The sequence below is a fragment of the Nocardia sp. 852002-51101_SCH5132738 genome, from assembly GCF_001665695.1.
Classification (GTDB): domain Bacteria; phylum Actinomycetota; class Actinomycetes; order Mycobacteriales; family Mycobacteriaceae; genus Nocardia; species Nocardia nova.
The window spans coordinates 13,733-33,277 of record NZ_LZML01000164.1 but is presented as its reverse complement, the minus strand read 5'-3'; the positions used below and the strand labels follow the sequence as shown (position 1 = coordinate 33,277).

General features: G+C 69.1%; 20 protein-coding genes. 11 read left to right on the top strand and 9 right to left on the bottom strand.

What is annotated here, in order from left to right; translation table 11 throughout:
• Nucleotides 1-69: 69 nt before the first annotated feature.
• Nucleotides 70-867, bottom strand: coding sequence for an SDR family NAD(P)-dependent oxidoreductase (locus tag A5789_RS25540; protein WP_064903112.1), 798 nt, complete (start codon nucleotides 865-867; stop codon nucleotides 70-72).
• Nucleotides 864-1,340, bottom strand: coding sequence for a nuclear transport factor 2 family protein (locus tag A5789_RS25535; protein ID WP_064903114.1), 477 nt, complete (start codon nucleotides 1,338-1,340; stop codon nucleotides 864-866). The genes A5789_RS25540 and A5789_RS25535 overlap by 4 nt, the downstream gene beginning before the upstream one ends.
• A gap of 288 nt (nucleotides 1,341-1,628) precedes the next feature.
• Here A5789_RS25535 and A5789_RS25530 point away from each other — a divergent pair, with 288 nt between their 5' ends.
• On the top strand, nucleotides 1,629-2,456 hold the full coding sequence (locus tag A5789_RS25530) for an SGNH/GDSL hydrolase family protein (RefSeq protein ID WP_064903116.1): 828 nt from the start codon (nucleotides 1,629-1,631) through the stop codon (nucleotides 2,454-2,456).
• A 106-nt stretch (nucleotides 2,457-2,562) separates the two neighbouring features.
• Entirely contained in the window at nucleotides 2,563-3,693 is a 1,131-nt protein-coding gene (locus A5789_RS25525; protein WP_082940953.1) for a helix-turn-helix domain-containing protein, read from the top strand.
• Between the two features lie 4 nt (nucleotides 3,694-3,697).
• Here A5789_RS25525 and A5789_RS25520 read toward each other — a convergent pair whose 3' ends face one another.
• Together A5789_RS25520 and A5789_RS25515 are read right to left on the bottom strand one after the other, a co-directional pair.
• A complete protein-coding gene (locus A5789_RS25520; protein ID WP_064903118.1) occupies nucleotides 3,698-4,552 on the bottom strand; it encodes a TIGR03621 family F420-dependent LLM class oxidoreductase in 855 nt (284 codons plus the stop codon).
• A 19-nt stretch (nucleotides 4,553-4,571) separates the two neighbouring features.
• On the bottom strand, nucleotides 4,572-5,624 hold the full coding sequence (locus tag A5789_RS25515) for a mechanosensitive ion channel family protein (RefSeq protein WP_064903120.1): 1,053 nt from the start codon (nucleotides 5,622-5,624) through the stop codon (nucleotides 4,572-4,574).
• Between the two features lie 348 nt (nucleotides 5,625-5,972).
• Here A5789_RS25515 and A5789_RS25510 point away from each other — a divergent pair, with 348 nt between their 5' ends.
• The 3 genes from A5789_RS25510 (at nucleotide 5,973) to A5789_RS25500 (ending at nucleotide 7,932) form a co-directional block, all read left to right on the top strand.
• On the top strand, nucleotides 5,973-6,395 hold the full coding sequence (locus tag A5789_RS25510; RefSeq protein ID WP_051755959.1) for a DUF1707 domain-containing protein: 423 nt from the start codon (nucleotides 5,973-5,975) through the stop codon (nucleotides 6,393-6,395).
• Between the two features lie 83 nt (nucleotides 6,396-6,478).
• Nucleotides 6,479-7,396: a helix-turn-helix domain-containing protein gene (locus tag A5789_RS25505; protein WP_197516726.1), complete on the top strand. Its 918-nt coding sequence runs from the start codon at nucleotides 6,479-6,481 to the stop codon at nucleotides 7,394-7,396.
• A 2-nt stretch (nucleotides 7,397-7,398) separates the two neighbouring features.
• Nucleotides 7,399-7,932: a dihydrofolate reductase family protein gene (locus tag A5789_RS25500; RefSeq protein WP_063017830.1), complete on the top strand. Its 534-nt coding sequence runs from the start codon at nucleotides 7,399-7,401 to the stop codon at nucleotides 7,930-7,932.
• A 28-nt stretch (nucleotides 7,933-7,960) separates the two neighbouring features.
• Here A5789_RS25500 and A5789_RS25495 read toward each other — a convergent pair whose 3' ends face one another.
• From A5789_RS25495 to A5789_RS25485, 3 genes are all read right to left on the bottom strand, one after another.
• Nucleotides 7,961-8,251 carry a hypothetical protein gene (locus tag A5789_RS25495; RefSeq protein ID WP_064903124.1) on the bottom strand — a complete coding sequence of 97 codons (291 nt, stop codon included), beginning with the start codon at nucleotides 8,249-8,251 and terminating at the stop codon, nucleotides 7,961-7,963.
• 91 nt (nucleotides 8,252-8,342) lie between these two features.
• Complete coding sequence (locus A5789_RS25490; protein WP_064903126.1) at nucleotides 8,343-9,155, bottom strand: bifunctional 2-polyprenyl-6-hydroxyphenol methylase/3-demethylubiquinol 3-O-methyltransferase UbiG; 813 nt, start codon at nucleotides 9,153-9,155, stop codon at nucleotides 8,343-8,345.
• A 112-nt stretch (nucleotides 9,156-9,267) separates the two neighbouring features.
• Nucleotides 9,268-10,110: a ParA family protein gene (locus A5789_RS25485; protein WP_063019568.1), complete on the bottom strand. Its 843-nt coding sequence runs from the start codon at nucleotides 10,108-10,110 to the stop codon at nucleotides 9,268-9,270.
• A 375-nt stretch (nucleotides 10,111-10,485) separates the two neighbouring features.
• On the opposite strand from A5789_RS25485, the gene A5789_RS25480 reads away from it, so the two are divergent.
• Nucleotides 10,486-11,148, top strand: coding sequence for a phosphate uptake regulator PhoU (locus A5789_RS25480; RefSeq protein ID WP_063019569.1), 663 nt, complete (start codon nucleotides 10,486-10,488; stop codon nucleotides 11,146-11,148).
• A gap of 57 nt (nucleotides 11,149-11,205) precedes the next feature.
• Here the strand turns inward: A5789_RS25480 and A5789_RS25475 are convergent, their stop codons facing one another.
• Entirely contained in the window at nucleotides 11,206-11,766 is a 561-nt protein-coding gene (locus tag A5789_RS25475) for an RNA 2'-phosphotransferase (RefSeq protein ID WP_064903128.1), read from the bottom strand.
• Between the two features lie 163 nt (nucleotides 11,767-11,929).
• Here A5789_RS25475 and A5789_RS25470 point away from each other — a divergent pair, with 163 nt between their 5' ends.
• On the top strand, nucleotides 11,930-13,435 hold the full coding sequence (locus tag A5789_RS25470; RefSeq protein WP_064903130.1) for a leucyl aminopeptidase: 1,506 nt from the start codon (nucleotides 11,930-11,932) through the stop codon (nucleotides 13,433-13,435).
• Nucleotides 13,436-13,540: 105 nt separating this feature from the next.
• Here the strand turns inward: A5789_RS25470 and A5789_RS25465 are convergent, their stop codons facing one another.
• A complete protein-coding gene (locus A5789_RS25465; protein ID WP_063019567.1) occupies nucleotides 13,541-13,891 on the bottom strand; it encodes a hypothetical protein in 351 nt (116 codons plus the stop codon).
• Nucleotides 13,892-14,302: 411 nt separating this feature from the next.
• Between A5789_RS25465 and sucB the strand changes: the two genes are divergently transcribed.
• The 4 genes from sucB (at nucleotide 14,303) to A5789_RS25445 (ending at nucleotide 19,501) form a co-directional block, all read left to right on the top strand.
• A complete protein-coding gene (gene sucB, locus A5789_RS25460; RefSeq protein WP_064903132.1) occupies nucleotides 14,303-16,096 on the top strand; it encodes a 2-oxoglutarate dehydrogenase, E2 component, dihydrolipoamide succinyltransferase in 1,794 nt (597 codons plus the stop codon).
• Between the two features lie 32 nt (nucleotides 16,097-16,128).
• Complete coding sequence (locus A5789_RS25455) at nucleotides 16,129-17,028, top strand: TIGR01777 family oxidoreductase (protein ID WP_064903134.1); 900 nt, start codon at nucleotides 16,129-16,131, stop codon at nucleotides 17,026-17,028.
• Nucleotides 17,029-17,250: 222 nt separating this feature from the next.
• On the top strand, nucleotides 17,251-17,943 hold the full coding sequence (locus tag A5789_RS25450; protein WP_064903206.1) for a 2OG-Fe dioxygenase family protein: 693 nt from the start codon (nucleotides 17,251-17,253) through the stop codon (nucleotides 17,941-17,943).
• A 40-nt stretch (nucleotides 17,944-17,983) separates the two neighbouring features.
• Nucleotides 17,984-19,501, top strand: coding sequence for an MFS transporter (locus tag A5789_RS25445; RefSeq protein WP_228795089.1), 1,518 nt, complete (start codon nucleotides 17,984-17,986; stop codon nucleotides 19,499-19,501).
• Nucleotides 19,502-19,545 lie beyond the last annotated feature (44 nt).

Here is a 19,545-nt window from a genome sequence, read left to right as displayed (position 1 = left end):
GTCTATCAAGGTATTACATTGGACAAGGGAGCGCAGAGGATATGGTGCGGCGAATGTCGGCGGGAGCGGTCACACCGGCTGATCTCGTTCGGCGGCATCGAGATCCGGCGCCCACGCGACGCCGTTGATGTGACTGCCGCCGTCGACGAACAAGGTGTTCCCGGTGAGATAACGCGATCCGTCGGAGGCGAGGAAGACCACCACGGGCGCGATGTCGTCGTACGGATCTCCGATGCGTCCCATCGGGTTCGCCGCATCCGCCATCGCTTCCATCTCGGGATGTTCCCCCAGGACGCGCTGGAAGCTGCGACTCTTGGCGGCCGGGCAGACCGCGTTCACCGTGACGCCGGTGGGAGCCCATTCGCGGGCGGCGGTGCGGGTCAGGGCGCGCAATGCCTCTTTCGCGGCGTTGTATTCGAGCGAACCCATATGAGCGTTGACGCCGTTGAGGCTGCACATGTTGACGACTCGCCCCCACCCACGGCTCTGCATATACGGAAACGCGGCGCGCATCGCCCAGAACGGCCCGTAGTAGCCGAGGGCGATGCCGTGGGCGAGTTGTTCGTCGGACTTGTTCTCGACGCGGCCGATCGTTCCGCCGCCCCAGGCGTTGTTGACCAGGATGTCGATGGATCCGTAGTCGGAAATCGCTGCCCCTACCGCGTTTTCGACGTCGGCGCGGTCGCGGATGTCGGCCGCGACGAACCGGCCGCCGATCTCGTCGGCAACCGCGCGACCCGATATCTCGTCGAGGTCGGTGATCACCACCCGTGCGCCTTCGTCGGCGAAGCGGCGGGCGATTCCCGCTCCGATGCCGGCGGCGGCACCCGTCACCAGGGCGACCTTGCCGGCGAGTTGGCCGCTCATCGCGCCACCCCTTCGATTCCGGCGGTCAGCAGATCGCGGGCCGCGGGATCGCCGTCGACCGTGCGGGTGGTGCGGGCGGTGATCTGCCAGCGGCCGTCGATCCGGCGCAGGGTGAAGTGGTTGGCGCCGGTGCGGGCCACGACATTGCGGCCGTTGTGCTGGACCACGAGGATCGATTCGCAGACCGCGACCGCGTCGTCACCGTCGACGGTGGCCACCGCCGGACCGTGGAAATGCAGGCAGCCACGCTCGATCAGGCCCTGATGAGCCTCGGAGGCGACCATGGCGGCGACATCGGCGCGACCGCGCATCTGCCAGTCCTCGACGTCGTAGGTGCCGTCGGCGGACCACAGGTCGGCGGCGGCGACGTTGCCCGCGTCGACCAGCGGGCCGTACGAGGCGATCAACCGCTCGATCGCGCGTTCGTCCTCGACGCGGGCGAGACGTCGGTGCAGTTCGGCCAATTCGGTCACGGCGAAATCCTTCCGATGGGCAGGCGGCCGGACATCGCCGCGACGTCGGCGGTCCGGTCCACTCGCATCGAGTAATAGCGCGGACTACGCAGAGGTGGTGGCACCGTTCCGCCCATCGGGACCGGATCCGGACCGGCCGATCGGTTCCGGTGGCACGGATCACTACGCTTCGGACGCCCTGATTCGACCGGACCGCACCGATGTAGCCTGTCCAGCCGGTGGCGATGGCGGCCCCGGGCCCGTCACGCCGCTTCCCGCATCACCCTCTTCACGTCTCGGAGGTCTGCCATGACGACGTTGTCCTCGCCGCGTCCGGACGGTCCGGCGGCATCGCCGAACCGCTACGAGCGCTTCGTCGCGTTGGGCGACAGCCAGACCGAGGGGCTGTGGGACGGTGACGACGGCAGCGGCTTGCGCGGCTGGGCCGATCGGCTGGCCGAGCGCCTGGTTCAGGACAATCCGGAGATCCGGTACGCGAATCTGGCGGTGCGTGGTCGCCGCCTCGCCGAGATCCGCGACGAACAGCTCGACGCCGCTCTGGCGATGGAACCGGATCTGGTCGGCATCTGCGCGGGCATGAACGACGTCACGGCGCCCGGCACCGATCTCGTGGCCGCACTGGACCTGATGGAGGAGCTGTACGCGAAGCTGACCGCCTGCGGCGCAACGGTTGTGACGACGACCTTCCCGGACGTGCGCCGGATCGTGCCACTGGCCGCCCGCTACATCGGACCCCGCGTCGACCTGATCAACGATCGAATTCGCCTGTGCGCGAGCCGATACGGACTGCGCCTGGTGGATCTGTTCGGGGCTGCCTCGATGGTCGATCTGCGCATGTGGAGCCCGGACCGGCTGCACGGCTCCGAACTGGGCCACGAACGGTTCGCACTGGCCGCCGCGGAGGCACTCGGCCTCGACGGCGCCGACCACAGCTGGGCACATCCGCCGGACGGCTCCGAGCGGTTCCGCGCGGCCGGCGCGGGCGGCGAACTCGCCTGGGTCGCAGCGACATTGCGTCCGTGGGTCTGGCGGCGGCTGCGCGGCGTGTCGACCGGTGCGGGCCGACCGGCGAAACGCCCGGAACTGCTGCCGGTCACGCCCGGCGGAATGCCCTGAGAAGCCGGACAATTCGCCGCGGCCGAGTTTGTCCGCTTCGCCGGAAACCGAATTTTTCCTCGGGTCGGATCCCCCGCAGCCCCCGTCGATGCGGTAAACAATTCGGGTGGACAGTGACGGTCGACAGGACCGACGCGGGCTGAAACTCCTCACCGACCGCAGCGCCGAGCCGGGCGGATTCGTCGCGTCGGCATTCGAGCCGATCCGGCTGACCCAGGCGCGTCGCTGGGCCGAACTGTCCGTCGCCGAACTCGCGGACGCGGCAGGTCTGTCCGCCGCGGTCGTCGAACAGTACGAGATCGGCGCCGTGCAGCCCGATCCGGACGTTCCGGCCGACCTGGCCCGGGTCTTGAAGGTCCCCGTCGAGTACTTCGCCACCGGGCGCCCGCTGTGCCGGATCGACGCCGCGGACGTGCATTTCGACGATCCCGGTTCCGCGTCGGCGTCGGATCGCGCGAAGGCGGTGGTGTTCGCGGAGTACATCTGGGAGTTGGCGTACACGCTGGGCTGCCGGATGCGGTTTCCGGCGCTCGACCTGCCCGCCCTCGAGCAGGGACTATCACCCGCCGACGCCGCGCGCCTGATTCGCGACCACTGGGGAATCGCTCCGGGTCCGCTGGCGCATCTCGGCGCGACCCTCGAGTCGCGCGGCATCGTGGTGGCTCTGGCGCCGGCGACGAGCGCGGCCATGGCCCGGGTCGGCACCTACGCCACGCACACCTGGGGCCGCTCGCTGATCGTGGTGGCCGCACGGCATACGCAATGCGTATACGGCTACCGGTTCGCCTGTGCGCGCGCACTCGGTCATCTGCTGCTGCACCCCTGCCCGCTGCCGGGAGATCGAACTCAGGCGCTGGAGGCCGACCGGTTCGCCGCCGAACTGCTCGTTCCCGCCGAGGAGATGGACCGGCTGTGCCCGTCGCCGATTCACTTCCCCAGCCCGGCGGCGCTCGCGCGCCAGTGGGGTGTGCCAACCGAGGTGATCAGGCGGATCGTGCGGGACCGGACGCCTCGGATGCGCAGCATCGAAGCGACCCGGACCCTGCACCACGACCGCGAGCCGGTCGCCGAATATCCCGGCGAGGGCCCCGGCCTGCTCGCGGAGGCCGTGGTGCACGCGCACAACGCGGGGTTCGGGCGTACCGAACTCACCGACGAATTGCGGTGGAACTCATGGCTTCTCGCGGAAGTCCTCGGCGAGGCGCAGATCGGCCCGCACCTGTCGGTCGTGCACTAGCGGCTCAGCCCCGCACTTCCCGCATCACCTTCGCGAACCCCTCCATCGCCGGCTCCAGCACGGTGACATAGGAAAAGCCGTACCGTTCCCGGCGTTCGCGCATCTGATCGGCCATCTCGGCGGGCGTGCCGATCAGCAGGGTCGGCGCGTCCAGGACCTCGTCGACGCTCAAATGATCCATCTGCGCGGCGATCTCGGTGGCGGCGGCCTTGCGGTCGGTCGTTTCGACGACCTGCTGGACGAGGATGTTGAATTCCGGATCGCGGTCGTACTCGGTGACGAAACGCCGTGCCGCGGCGACGCGTTCGTCGACCGTCTCGGCACTGGACAGGCGCATCGAGCCGTCGGTGGCGCCGGGGACGGGTTCGCCGCCGGTGAAGGCGATGATGTCGGCGTGGCGGGCGGCCAGCCGCAGCATGCGGTTACCGCTGCCGCCCAGCAGGATGGTGGGCCGCGGTTCGGGCAGCAGCCGATGGAGTTCGGTCAGGGTCTTCTCGAGGTGGTCGACCCGGGTTCGGGGGGTGCCGAATTCGATCCCGGCTTCCTCGAACTCGTCTCGCACGTAACCGGTTCCGAGACCGAGTTCGAGCCGGCCGCCGGTGAGCTGGGCGGTGCTCACCACGTCGCGGGCCAGCAGGACCGGGTTCCAGAACGCGGCGTTCAGGACGAAGGTGCCCACTCGCGGGCGTTCGGCGGCCTGCGCGGCGGCGAGCACCGACGGGAAGGGCGCCGGAAGTTCCAGGTGATCGGGGACCAGCAGCACGTCGTAGCCGAGGGATTCGGCCCGTCGGCATTTGGCGGCCCACTCGTCGGCGGTCCCGGGGCTGAGGAAATTGACTCCGAAGCGGAATTCGCGCACCCCACGACTCTATAGACGGCTACTCGGCCATCGCATGGTCGCGTTCGACCACGCTGGTCGGCACCTTCGGCAGCGCGCTCGGATGCTCGGTGCGCAGCCAGGCCAGCAGTTCCTCGCGCACCGCGCAGCGCAGCGTCCACACGTCGTCGGCGTTGCGGGCCGACATGGAGGCGCGCACCTGGATGCCGAAGGGGGTGCTGTCGGTGACCAGCAGATTCCAGTTGCGGCCGTCCCAATCGTCACGGGTGCGCAGATAGTCGCGCAGATGTTCGCGTAGTTCGGCGACCGGCGTGCTGGTGTCCAGATAGAGGAAGACCGTGCCGGTGATCTGCGGGCCGCCCTTGGACCAGTTCTCGTACGGTTTCGAATTGAAGTACGAGACCGGCATGGTGAGGCGGCGGTCGTCCCAGATGCGGACCGTGAGGAACGACAGCGTGATCTCCTCCACCGTGCCCCACTCCCCCTCGACCACGACGGTGTCGCCGATCTTCACCGAATCACCGAACGCGATCTGCAGGCCCGCCACGAGATTGCCCAGCGTCGACTGCGCGGCGACACCGGCGATCACGCCGATGATGCCTGCCGAGGCCAGCAGCGAGGTCCCGAGGGTCCGCAGATTCGGGAACAACAGCAGGATCGCGACCGCGGCGGTGGTAATCGCCAGCACCGTGGTGATGATGCGCCGGACCAGGGTCAGCTGCGTATGCAGCCGCCGCACCTTGGCGATGTCGAGGGTGCGGTGCGCGTACTTGTCCAGCGTGTTCTCGGCGACCGCGTCGACGGCGCGCATCACCACCCAGGCGGCGGACAGGATCGCCACCGCGGCGAGGATGTTGAGCACGACGGCGTCGTGGCGCAGGTGGATCTCTGCCAGCGGATAGGTGAAATGCAGGGCGATCGTCGCCAGAAACACCTGCAACGGCAAGTGGACGCGACGCAGTAGACCGGGCAGTCGGTTAGCGGGATGCTTCTGCGCGGCGTGATTCAACAGGCGGTCGACCACCGCGCCGAGCGCGATGGTGGCCGCGAGCGTCGCGGCGAATACCACCAGCGGTCGAAGTACCTCCTCCAAGGCTTCCAACTCCTTGCGATGGCTGTATCTCGGGCTTGCTGTCTCTCGGGTTTCCAGCCACGCTACCGAGCGAAACCGGAGGTCGCCGCCGCTCACAGCTGTGCGAAATCCGACACTTTCGCGACCTGCGCCGACGCGGTGAATAGTGTTTCACCGCAAGGCTTCCGGGTATTTTCCTCGCTCCTCCGGGGATCACTCCAGGCTGACACGCACCGCATGCGCCGGGTGATACGCGCCGGGTCCGTCGCGGGGCGTAGCCGTGGATACGCCCGCGGGCGCAGGCACGATTCCCCGAACCGTCCTACGCTGGGTGCATCGTGATTTCGTTCTCCCGGTGAGGCGGTTGCCATGACCGATTTCGACCCCGCGGTGTTCGGGTCGCCGAGCGTCCGCGTCGGCACGGCCGAACGTGAACAGGCCGCGGCCGCGCTCGGCGACCATTTCGCGGCCGGGCGCCTCGAGCTCGACGAATACGACGAGCGCGTGAGCCGCGCCTATGCCGCGAAAACGGCCGCCGACCTGATCGTCCTGTTCGCCGACCTGCCGCGTCCGCAACCAGCCCCGCCGGCCCGTCCGCAGCGCGAGCAGCGGCGGCCACGACCGATGTTCCCGGTCCTGCTGCTGGCCGCCGTGGTGGTCGGGGTGGTGATCGTCGCCACCACACATATGATTCCGTTCTTCGTCTTCCCGGCGCTGTTCTTCCTGTTCATCCACCACCGCCGCGGATACGGCCCGCCCGGATACGGCCCCCGGCGGCACTACCGGGTGTGAACGCACCGCACGGAGCCGGTTCGCGCGGACATGCGCAAGATCGGTCAAGCGCGAGATAACCCGCGCCGACCACACTGAACGGTGTGACGACCGGACGTGACCGATTACGGGAACTGCTCGATTCCGTTCTCGACGAGAACAACACCACGCTCAGCGCGATGGCGCAGGGGGCCTTCGTCTCGCCCTATCACTTCTCCCGGCAATTCTCGCGCGGCACCGGCGAGTCGCCGGTGGCGATGCGGCGGCGGGTGCTGCTGGAACGCGCCGCCTGGCAGTTGAGTGGTGGGGCGGCGGTGACTGACGTCGCCTTCGCCGCCGGGTACGACTCGGTCGAGGGGTTCAGCCGGGCCTACAGCCGCGCCTACGGACATCCGCCCAGCGCTACGCCGGCCGCATCCCGCACCCGTTGGCTTCCCGCGGTGAACGGGATCCATTTCCACCCGCCGATGTCGCTGTGGGTGGAGGGCGAACCGAAAGGCAGACACGATATGGATCCGACGTCGCTGCTGCTGCACCACGACGTGGAGGACACGCGCGAACTCCTCGACAGGGCGAAGAGCCTGGACGACGATCGGTACCGGCGGCAGCGTTCGACGGCGGCGGTGCTGTCGTGGGACGGACCGGACGCATCCATCGCGACCGTCCTCGCGACCCTGGTGTGGACCAAACAGGTGTGGCTGGCCTCGATCGAAGGCACCGATCAACCCGACCGCGGCTGCGACGACCTCCCCGAGCTGACGCGGCGATTCGAGCAGGTGGTGCCGCGATGGCTGGATACCGTCCGCGACATCGACCGCCGCGGCGGCTGGGACGACACCCTGATCGACGCCCTGTGCGAGCCGCCGGAGAGTTTCGTCCTCGGCTCCGTGATCGCCCACGTTCTCACCTATTCGGCCTACCGGCGACTGCTGGTACGCCAATGGATCGACAGCGAATTTCCTGATCAGACAACAGAACACGACAACGGCGACCCGATCATGTGGTTGCGCAAGAGAGGATGACCATGCCCCGCACCGTCTACTACACCGCCACCACCCTGGACGGATTCATCGCCACACCGGACCATCGGCTGGACTGGCTGGTGACCCGGCAGGTCGACAACAAGGGACCGATGGGTTATGACACGTTCATCGCCGATATCGGCGCCATCGCCATGGGCGCCAACACCTATCGGTGGATCCTCGACAATCATCCCGATATGGAATGGCCGTACGCGATGCCCGCGTGGGTCCTCACCCACCGCGACTTCGACCCGCGCACCGACGGGGCCGACGTGCGGTACACCCAGCAGCCGGTCACCGTCGTGCACAAGGAGATGACCGAGGCCGCGGCGGGCAAGAGCATCTGGATCGTCGGCGGCGGCGAGCTGGCGGGGCAGTTCGCCGACCACGGTTTGCTGGACGAGGTGTGTGTATCGATCGCGCCGATCACGCTCGGGGCGGGACAGCCGCTGCTGCCCCGCCGAGTCGAGCTGAAGCTCACCGAACTGGCCCAGAACGGCGAATTCGCCTGCGCCCGTTACACTCTCGTCCGCTAGCCGCGACCGCGCGCCGAGACCGTTCGCGTCAGGCGCCGGGCGGCGGGGGCAAGGGACGGCCGTCGGGGCCGGTCGGCGGCGGGCACGGCTGACCGTCGGCGCCGGTGGGCGGGGGCAGCGGCTTGCCGTCCACACCCCGCGGCGGCGGCAGCGGGCGACCGTCCGGGCCGATCGGCGGCGGCGGGCAGCCGTTCTGCGCGGCCGACGGTTCGACGGCCTGATGCTGTACCGGTGCGAGCGGAGCCGCCGCCTGCGCGGCCGTCAGGCCGAAGCCCGCGATCGCGGCGGCGGCGAGAAGTGCGGCAGTAGTGCGAATCATGCCGATTCCTTGTCTCGAAAGGTGTTGTCCGTCATGGGTTTGGACGCTCCCGAGACGCGACGGTTCCACCGAACCGGAGATGTGAGTCAGCTCACAGTCGGGCGGCGGTGAGGACCATGGTGGCGTACGGCATCGTGAAGCCGCCGCCCATCGCGTCGATGGCCGCGCCGACGCCGGCGAGCACCTGATCCACCACCTCCGCCGGAGCTCGCGTCAGCGTGCCCTGGGTGGGCATCTGGTCCAGCCACTCGTCGCGGGTGTAGCGACGCTCCCAATCGAAGCGCCATCGCTGCACCTCGCCGAATCCGCCGGCATCGCGAATCCCGTCGGCGGAGTTGACGAGTATCGGCTCGTAGGGATCCACTGCCCGGTCGGGGTGGGCCGGCGGACGGAACGGCGAATCCGGGAGCAGCCGGCGGTAGACCTCGGCGAAGGCCTCGGCCACGGCGGGCGGCAACTCGAAGACGTGCCAGAACAACGCCAGCAGACCGGCGGGACGCAATGCCTGCGCCGCCGTGCGCGCACCCTCGATCGGATCGATCCAATGCCACGCGGTCCCGGACACCACGGCGTCGAAGACGCGCCCGGCCGGATCCCACTCCTCGAACCGGGCCACCTCCACGTCCAGACCGTCACGGCGCGCGAAGTCGGCCATCCGGGCATCGGGTTCGACACCCAGCACGGTGCATCCCGCGGCCCGGAACTGCCGCGCTTCGATGCCGGTTCCGCAGCCGGCGTTCAGGTAGCTCCGGCCCGGGCTCGCGGCGACGATGCGGTCGATCATGGCTTGCGGATAGGGCGGGCGGGTGCGGTCGTAGCGGGCCGGATCGATGCCGAAGGATTCGCCGGTCGACCGGCGCTGGTCGGGCGTGATCGCCGGTGCGGGCGGTTCGGTGGAGGACATGCGCCCACGCTAGGACCAGCCGGCGCGATCGTCAACCAACAGTTGACAAAGAGAGGATTGTCAATGTGTGATTGACGTGAACTCGCGGGTTCCAACTCGTTGCCTGCGCTGCTCACCGTCCCCACGCGAGGGTTATTCGCGTCGTCGCCAGAAAATCCGCGGTCAGTTCGCGCAGGGCCAGGAACTGCCCGCCCGTCCCGTATTTCCTGCGCAGACTGCCGAAGTCGGTGAACGCGGCCGCGGCGGCGATCTGATTGGAGTCGGGGATGCGGGTCGGGAACAGCCGCGGCAGCGTGCGATTGGCCTGCAGGATCTCCAGGGTGGTGCGGTGGACCGCCGAGGAACGCCGGTACTTGGTGACCACGACCCCGAGCTCCTCCAGCGGGTCGCCCCAGCGCGCGGCGAGGTGGCGCAGATGCGCCTGCACCGGCGGAATTCCATAGGTGGACATGATGTCCGGGATGGTGGGGATCATGTACCCGTCGGACAGCCGCAGACCGTTCTGGGTGATCGGGCCGAGATTCGGCGGGCAGTCGACGAGGACATAGTCGTAGTCCTCGAGCACCCCCGACAGCGCCCGGGCCAGCACCGTGGTGGGCTCGCCGTGGCGCAGTGCGGGCATCTCGTCCTGCAGCGCAATCAGTTTCGGCGAGGCGGGCAGCAGATCGACGGTGGTGACGGCGTGCATGGGCGACACCTCGTGCTGGATCAGCGGGCGCACATCGGGCGCGGGCCGCCCGGCCAGCGCGGCGGCGAAGATCGCGGCCAGGGTCTGGCCGGCGGAATCCAGTTCCACCGAGCGGTTTTCGCCGACCATCATCGCGGTGAGATTGGCCTGCGGATCCAGATCGATCAGCAGGACTCGCTTGTCGAATTCGGCGGACAGAATTTCGGCCAGCGCGGCGGTGGTGGTGGTCTTGCCCACCCCGCCCTTCAAGTTGAAGGTCGCCACCACGTACGGGCGCGAGCGGCCCGGCGTGCGCTCGCCCTCCCAGATCCGTTGCGGCCGTTCCAGCCGCAGCACCCGGCCGGCCCGGGTACGGCCCAGCCAATCGAAACCGTCCTCGTCGCCCGTCGCCGCGTTCGCCGGCTGCGCAGCGTCGACCGGACCCACGACCTCGACCGATTCCGTGCGCTGTCCGGATAATGTCTCGCTTCGTAACTCCACCAGCCCGAGAGCCTCCATTCGCACAACCGTCGGCACGGTGCGCTACACCTTAATGATCGACACGCGCTGCGGCACTGCGCGACACCGGCCCGCGAGGCGGATATTCGACGACTTTTCCTGCGATATTGCACGTTCGGCGCGGTGGGCGGCGAAGATACCAGAGTGCGAACGAAATTCTCCTCCGAACTCGCGGCGCTCACCGAAGAGCTCGCTCATATGGCTCGGTTGGCACACGAGGCGGCCGAACGCGCCGCGGTGGCGATCGAGAACGCCGATCTGACCGCTGCCTACGAGGTGTTCGCGCTGGAGGAGAGAATCCAGGCCGAGCACGCCAAATGCGAGGACCGGTCGGTGATTCTGCTCGCCCTGGAGGCGCCGGTCGCGCGGGATCTGCGCAACGTGGTGACCGCCATTCAGATCGCGGAGGATCTGTCCGGCATCGCGGGCGGGCTCAGCCGGGTGGCCGACGGTGTGGTGCGGAAATTCCCGGAACCCGTGGCGCCCGAGGACATCACGCATCAACTCTCGGCGATGGCCGCGGCGCTGGTCGACCTCACCGCGGCAGCCATCGCGGTGATCTCGGCCCAGCAGGTGGAACCGGACACCACGCTGATCCCGCCGGATCCGGCGATCGAGCAGCTCCAGCAGCAACTGTTGCGGGCGGTCGCCGACGACGGCTGGCAGCACGGCAATGCGATGGCGGTCGAAACGGCCCTGCTGGCACACCATTTCGAGCGCTGCGCCGCACACTGCGTGCGGATCGGGCGGCTGATCCGGTTCTTCCACACCGGCGTACCGCTGTCGGCGCAGAACGACGAGGAGTGAGCCGAACTCACACCTGTGCAGGAGCGCGTGAGACTCGAGGCAGTCCCCGGCGATTTCCTACTCAGCCTGCGAGGTTCTCGGCGAGAGATACGCCGGCAAAACCGCATTCACCAACCAGACTCCGTTGCCGGTGCGGTAGAACGACTGCCCGTCGCGATGCATCCGCTCGGCCGCGACGTCGAAGACCACCGGGCGCCCGTGCCTACCGCCCACCGCGCGTGCGGTTTCCAGATCCGCCGACAGGTGGACCGCATGCCGGCGCATCGGACGCAGCCCCTCGGCCATGATCACATCGACCAGATGCTCGGCCGTGCCGTGGAAGAGGATCGGCGGCGGTTCGACCGCGGTGTAGCCGAGCTCGACCGGAATGGAATGTCCTTGCCGGGCGCGGATCGATGTGCCGCTCTCGTCGAATTCGTAGCGCTGCTTGTTGTTTCGGGCGACCACCGCGTCCAGGTCGGCACGAGTGATCGTCGTTCCGGCAGCGTTCGCCTGCCGCAGCAGGACCTCCACCGGCACCCAGCCGGCCGCGTCCGGTTCCAGGCCGATTCCCTGCGGATCGTGCCGCAGCCATTTCGACAGGCGCTTCGACAAGCGCACCAGTTCTCGATCGTTCATAGTTCATCACCACAATGGCATGCCACCGCGAACCGGCACCAGCGAATTCCGTCCGGCGGGCTCCCGTCGTGCTCGGTGGCGGCCTCCGTGGTCACGCGCACCACCGTCTCCGACCGCGTCGCTCCCCCCAAGGCGCTCCGAGCCCACCCAGTAACCTGGGCGCATGACAGCTGTTGCAGATCGTTCACTCGGCCCGGAACTGGCACGTACCGAGAACATCGGCCCCGACACCGATGTCCTCGTGGTCGGACTTCTGTCCACCGACGACGGGCCCGTGATCGCCGCGGCCGACGTTTTCGACGGGGTGCTCGATGCCGGCACCCGGGAGCAGTTGCTGGCCTCGCTGCTGGCCGTCGGCGCGAAGGGCAAGGCCGAGGAGCTGACCCGGATCCCGGCACCGGACGGGCTCGGCGCGACCAGTGTGCTCGCGGTCGGACTCGGCGGACAGGACGCGCTGGATGCCGAGCAGATCCGCAAATCCGCCGGTGTGGCCGCCCGCTCGCTCGCCGGCACCGCCACGGCCGTCACCACGCTGTCCGGACTGGATCTGGGCGCCGCCGCCGAGGGCTTCTACCTCGGCGCCTACACCTTCACCACGTTCAAGTCCGACAAGTCCGCGCCCAAGCCGGCCGAACAACCGCTGCAGCGGGTCGAATTCCTGGTTCCCACAGCCGATTCCGGCGAGGAGGAACTGTTCCGCGCCCAGGCCGTCGCCGAGGCGGTCGCGACCGCGCGCGATTTCGTCAACACTCCCCCGAACGCGCTCTTTCCGGCTGAATTCGCCGAGCGCGCAGCCGAATTGGCACGGGCGGCCGGACTCGAGGTGGAGATCCTCGACGAGAAGCAGTTGGAGGCGGCCGGTTACGGCGGGATCGTCGGCGTCGGCAAGGGCTCCTCGCGCCCGCCGCGGCTGATCCGCATCACCTACTCCGGCGGGGACACGAAGGTCGCCCTGATCGGTAAGGGCATCACCTTCGACACCGGCGGCATCTCGATCAAGCCGGCGGCCAATATGGAGAATATGACCTCCGATATGGGTGGCGCCGCGGCGGTCATCGCGACCACCCTGGTGGCGGCGCGGCTCGGGCTCCCGATCACGGTCACCGCGACGGTGCCGATGGCCGAGAACATGCCCTCGGCAACCGCGCAGCGTCCCGGTGATGTGCTCACCCAGTACGGCGGCACCACGATCGAGGTCATCAACACCGACGCCGAGGGCCGGCTGATCCTCGCCGACGCGATCGTGCGAGCGGGCGAGGACGATCCGGACTACCTGATCGACGTCGCGACGCTGACCGGCGCGCAGATGGTCGCACTCGGCACCCGCACCCCCGGCGTGATGGGCACCGAGGAGTTCCGCGACCGGGTCGCGCGGCTGTCGCAGGAGGTCGGCGAGAACGGCTGGCCGATGCCGCTGCCCAGCGAATTGCGCGCCGACCTGAATTCGAAGGTCGCCGATATGGCCAACGTGTCCCCGCACCGCTGGGGCGGCATGCTGGTCGCCGGAACCTATCTGAAGGAATTCGTGCCCGAGGGTGTGCAGTGGGCGCATCTGGATGTGGCGGGTCCGGCCTACAACACCGGCGGGCCGTTCGGCTACATCGGCAAGGGCGGCACCGGCGTTCCCGTGCGCACGCTGGTCGCCGTATTGACCGATATCGCGGGCTGATAAGCGGCACAACGGCATTCGAGAACCCGGCGGCACGCTCGGACGTGGCCGTCCGGGGTCTCGGTCGGTGCGTGACCATCGCCGCGGGTATCGAGTTGCGGACGCTTACTCCGCGGACAGATCCCGCAGATCGGCCTCCAGCGCGCGCTTGCGCTCGATGCGTTTGCGGGCGTCGTAGTCGCGCATGCGCTGCGGGTAACCGGTGCGGCCCACGTCGTAGACGGGAATCCCCAGGCGGGTCGACAATTGGCGTGCGCCGCGCTCGCCCACGACCCGGCGCGTCCATTCCCCATCGGCGGCGATAAGTATCGCTGTGACATCGGTCACTGTCGTCTTGGGTTCGATATACGCCTCGACGCCCACGTGGGTGCGCACCCAGTCGGCCAGATACCGGATATCGGAGGCGTCGGCGCCTCTACCCGCGCGGCCGCCGCGGAAACGATCGAGCAACCCCACGGCCGCCTACCTCCTGTTCGCCTGTCGGGTGCGTGCGCTCCCGATCCATCGATAGTGCCAGCTGTCGGGCATTTCGGGCGGATGCCCAGGTCCGCCATGGACACCGTGTCCCGACCCGGCGGTTTCGCGCGGGGTGTCGAATCAGACACGCCGAGCCCGACGATCGTCATCGAGGCAGCTCTCCGCAGCGGCACGGATGCTGTGATGTCGCCATGGGCCCGCCGACCGCCCGCCCTGTGGTACGTATCGCAACGGCGAGTGCAAGGATGGAGAACCGGAACAAGAACCGCACGGATCTCCGGTGCCACAGGAATGTTCGGTGGCAGTCGGGTGCTCGCCGCGACCGCGGCGCGCCCCCGCCGAGAGACGAACTGTTGTGAACCCGTCGAGCAGTTAGAGGAGTCAACGGACATGGCCTTCTCCGTCCAGATGCCAGCTCTTGGTGAGAGCGTCACCGAGGGCACTGTGACCAGGTGGCTGAAGCAGGAAGGAGACACGGTCGAGGTCGACGAGCCCCTGCTCGAAGTGTCCACCGACAAGGTCGACACCGAAATCCCGTCCCCCGCAGCGGGTGTACTCACCAAGATCGTGGCCCAGGAAGACGACGTCGTCGAGGTCGGCGGCGAACTGGGCGTGATCGGCGATGCCGGTGAGGAATCCGCGCCGGCGCCCGCCCCGGCCCAGGAAGCACCTGCGCAGCAGGCACCCGCGGAATCCGCGCCCGCGCAGGAAGCGCCCGCCCAGCAGGCCCCCGCGCAGCAGCCCGCGCCCGCCGCACAGTCCAGCGGCGCTGCCGACGGCACCTCGGTGAAGATGCCGGAACTCGGCGAATCCGTCACCGAGGGCACCGTCACCCGCTGGCTCAAGCAGGTCGGTGACCAGGTCGAGGTCGACGAGCCGCTGCTCGAGGTCTCCACCGACAAGGTCGACACCGAAATCCCGTCGCCGGTGGCCGGCACGCTGCTCGAGATCAGCGCGAACGAGGACGACGTGGTGTCGGTCGGCGGTCAGCTCGGCGTGATCGGCAGCGGTTCGCCCGCCGCCGCGCAGTCCGCGCCCGCCCCGGCTCCGGCGCCCGCGCAGCAGCAGGCACCCGCCCAGGAAGCGCCCGCCCAGCAGGCCCCCGCACAGCAGGCACCGCAGCAGGCTCCGGCCCAGCAGCAGGCTCCGGCCAAGCAGGAAGCGCCCGCGCAGCAGGCCCCGGCGCAGCAAGCTCCGGCCCAGGCCGCGCCGTCGACCGCGTCCGGCAACGGCGAATCGCCCTACGTCACCCCGCTGGTCCGCAAGCTGGCCCAGGAGAACAACGTCGATCTGTCGACGCTGAAGGGTTCCGGCGTCGGCGGCCGCATCCGTAAGCAGGACGTGCTCGCCGCGGCGGAGGCCACCAAGGCACCGGCCGCTCCGCAGCCCGCCGCCGCTCCGGCCGCCGCTGCCGCCCCGGCCGCGCCGTCGGCTCCGGCCGGCGCCCGTCCGCAACTGCAGGCACTGCGCGGCACGGTCCAGAAGGCCAACCGCATCCGGCAGATCACGGCCACCAAAACCCGCGAATCGCTGCAGACCACCGCGCAGCTGACCCAGACCCACGAGGTCGACGTCACCAAGATCGCGGCGCTGCGGGCCAAGGCCAAGAGCGCATTCGCCGACCGCGAGGGCGTCAACCTGACGTTCCTGCCGTTCTTCGCGAAGGCCGCCGTGGAGGCGCTGGGCGTGCACCCCAACGTCAACGCCTCCTACAACGAGGACACCAAGGAGATCACCTACCACTCCTCGGTGCACCTGGGCATCGCGGTCGACACCGAGCAGGGTCTGCTGTCGCCGGTGATCCACAACGCCAGTGACCTGTCGCTGGCCGGACTGGCCCGGGCCATCGCCGATATCGCCAACCGGGCCCGCACCGGCGGGCTCAAGCCCGACGAACTGGCGGGCGGCACGTTCACCATCACCAACATCGGCAGCCAGGGCGCCCTGTTCGACACCCCGATCCTGGTTCCGCCGCAGGCGGCGATGCTGGGCACGGGTGCGATCGTCAAGCGCCCGATGGTGATCTCCGACAACGGCAGCGAGTTCATCGGCATCCGCTCGATGTGCTACCTGCCGCTGACCTACGATCATCGCCTCATCGACGGCGCCGACGCCGGCCGCTTCCTGACCACCATCAGGCACCGGCTGGAGGAGGCCGCGTTCGAGGCCGATCTCGGTCTGTAAATCGCTGGGCGACACGACGATTCGGTGACGACATGAAGGTTGTGATCGCCGGTTCGTCCGGACTCGTCGGGACGGCGCTGGTCGCCGCGCTGCGTCGAGACGGGCACGAGGTGGCTCGCCTGGTGCGCCGTCCCGCCGCGGCCGAGGACGAGTTCAGCTGGGATCCGGTGCGGGCACAGGTGCCCGCACCGGCCCTGCGAGCGGCGGATGCCGTGGTCAACCTCTGCGGCGCCGGACTCGGCGCGCGGCGCTGGAACGGCAGCTACAAGCAGCAGTTGCGCGACAGCCGCATCGGCCCGACCGATGTGCTGGCCACCGCGGTCGCCGCCGCCGGAGTGCCGACGCTGGTGAACGCCAGCGGCGTGCATTTCTACGGCGGCGACACCGGCGACCGGGTGATCACCGAATCCGATTCCGCCGGAACGGGTTTCCTGGCGACGCTGTGCCGGGACTGGGAGGCCGCCACCCAGCCCGCGGTCGACGCCGGGGTGCGGGTGGTGCAGGTGCGCAGCGCGGTGGTGCTCTCGCGTCACGGCGGCATGCTCGCCCTGCTGCGGCCGCTGTATTCGATCGGACTGGGCGGGCGCCTGGGCAGCGGGCGTCAGTATCAGCCGTGGATCTCACTCGACGACGAGGTCGCCGGCATCTCGTTCGTGCTCACGAATCCGTCGGTGCACGGACCGGTCAACATGGTCGGCCCGGCGCCGGTGACCAATGCCGAATTCAATCGGGCGCTGGCGCGGGCGCTGCATCGTCCGGCTCCGTTCATCGTGCCCGCCGTCGCATTGCAGGCCGCGGTCGGCGAACTGGCCCAGGAGGCGATCCTGCGCGGCCCGCGCGCGATTCCCACCGTGCTCGAGGAGGCGGGCTACACCTTCCGCCACGAAACCATCGGGCAGGCGCTGGCCTCGGTGATCGGCGACAACCGCTGATCGACCACGGTCCGCGCTGGTGTTCTCCGGCCACGTCGCCGTACGCTCGAATGGCGTAATCGGCTCGGTTGCTGTCCGGCGCCTCGTCGGAAGTCGCACAACGCAAGGCGGACAGCGGGTCATCGCGCGAAGAAGGTGACCGGTGTGGCACAGACGGCTCCCCAGGCTTCTCCCGGGCCGCGGACGCGCTCGCCTCTCGTCCCGGCGGCGGCCCGGCAGGCCCTGCTGCGCAATGGTGTCCACCTCGTGCCCGCCGCCGTCACCACGTCGTGGCTCGGCGTGGACGAACGAGCATGGGCCCGTTTCCACGCCCACTGGGACGCGCTGCGCCCGGACGAGTACGCCTCCGAGCGGGGCACCCGCAGACTGCGGCGCTACGGCCTGTTCTCCTTCTCGGCGGCGACCGGGCAGTTCCGTCGGCTCCCGCAGGAATACTTCGTGCAGCCGGAGGCCACCAATCCGCTCTATGTCGGCAGGGACCGCATCTTCGAGCCCCTGACGGATTCGTTCGTCGCCGCGCCGGTTTTCCGCGCTGTGCTGCGGCTGCTCGGGCGATTCGCGACGACGCTGGACGACCCGCCGGAGTGGACCGTGAAGGTGCACCCCTTCCGAGTCGTCGCCGCCGCGAACGCGCGGGGGCTGCCCACGCCGGAGGGCCGGCACCGCGACGGTGTCACGCTGGTCGCGTCGCTGCTGGTCGGTCGGCGAAACGCCACCGGCGGGGTGAGTTCGGTCTTCGACACCGACGGCAGGCAGTTGATGACGGCGACGCTCGGCGAGCCCGGAGATCTGCTGCTGGGCGACGACCGCCGCACTCTGCACAGCGTGTCGCCCCTGTCTCCGGTGGATCCGAGCCGGCCGGCCTACCGCGATGTCCTGGTCGTGACGTTCGCTCCGGGACCGCACAGGAGGTGAGGCGATGGCACCGCCACGGTCAGCGACGGATACGAAGATCATGCCGATCGTCGTCGGACTGGCCTTCGCCTTCACCATCACGGTGGTGGACCCGCTGGTGCTCAACCTCAACCTGCCGCAGGTGAGCCGCGCTCTCCACGTTCCGCCGCATCTGATCGGGCTCTTGGGTGGAACCGCGACGCTGGTGATGGCCGCCGCGGTCCTCGCCGCGGGCAACCTCGGCGACGCGTTCGGACTCGAGCGGCTGCTCACACTGGGGCTGATCGTCGTCACGGTCGCCGACCTGTTGTCCTTCTTCTCGCCCGGTTTCGGCTTCCTGCTGGCGATGCGGGCTCTGGCCGGACTCGGCATGGCCGCGCTGCTGGGCGGGCCCCTGGCCCTGCTGAAAACGTCGGTGCCGGAGAGCAAGCGGGCGGCGGCCATCGGCATGCTCATGGGCGTCGAAATGGTCCTGTGTGGTGTCACCCCCGCGCTCACGGGCTGGGTGGTCACCACCGCCGGCTGGCGGTTCCTGTTCCTGCTCACTCCGCTGCTGGCCGCGGTCTCGCTCGTGCTGACCGTGCGCTATGTGCCGGAGGCCGCTCGCACCGAGCGCCGACGGCTCGACGTCGGCGGGATCAGCCTGTTCGGGATGACACTGACGACACTGGTCATCGGCCTGGCGGCAGCGCAGAACGGGATCACCCGCCCACAGACCTGGCTGACTCTGGCGATCAGCGCCACCGCCGCCCTGCTCTTCGTCCGGCACGAACGCCGGGCACCCGAGCCCGCGCTGGACCTGGCCCTGTTCCGCAGCTCCGGATTCTGTCTGGCGTTGACGGCGGCCCTCACGCTGAATCTGCTCGCCGCCGGGCTGGGTTTCGTCCTCGGGCAATTCGGCAGTACGGTGCTGGCCTTGTCGCCCGAAGCCATCGGCCTGCTGTATCTGCCCGGCACCCTGCTGATCGCCGGCGCCGTCGTCTTCGCGGGCCGCGTGGTCGGGAAGACCACTCCGTGGACGGTGATGGTCGCGGGCCTGCTGCTGCTGGCGGCGAGCGGATTCGTGCTGGCAGCCACCGCGAGCCCCACGATGGCGCTGTGGCTGCTGGTGGCGGTCGTCTGGCTGGGCAACCTGGGATCTCTGGTCACGTCGGTCTCGGTGTCGGAGGCGGTTCTCGCCGAAGCGCCACCCGGGCACTCCGGCACGGTCGCCTCCACCCAGCTGGCGTTCGGCATGATCGGCTGCGCGTTCGGGCCCACCGTCTATCTGCTGCTGTTCCAGTTCTTCTTCCGGCAGGCATGGTCGGCCGACGCCGAGGCACGCGGCATGGCGGTGACGCGGGCCGAACAGGCCGTCGACGCGGTACGCAGCGGCATGGCGCTCAGTCCGGGCACTACCTACGATCCGAATCTGCTGCGGCAGACCAGCGGACTGGAGTTGGGACTCGACGTCGCCGGCGGGTTGCGGCTGACCATGTCGACCGTCAGCGTCCTACCGCTCGTGGTCGCGATGGTGACCTGTCTGCTACCCCTGCGCCGAAGTCGCAGAGATAGACGCCCGTCGCCCCCACGCGTGTGACCGAGCCGGCTCGCCGCCACCGCTGGTTGCCGATAGTTTGAGGC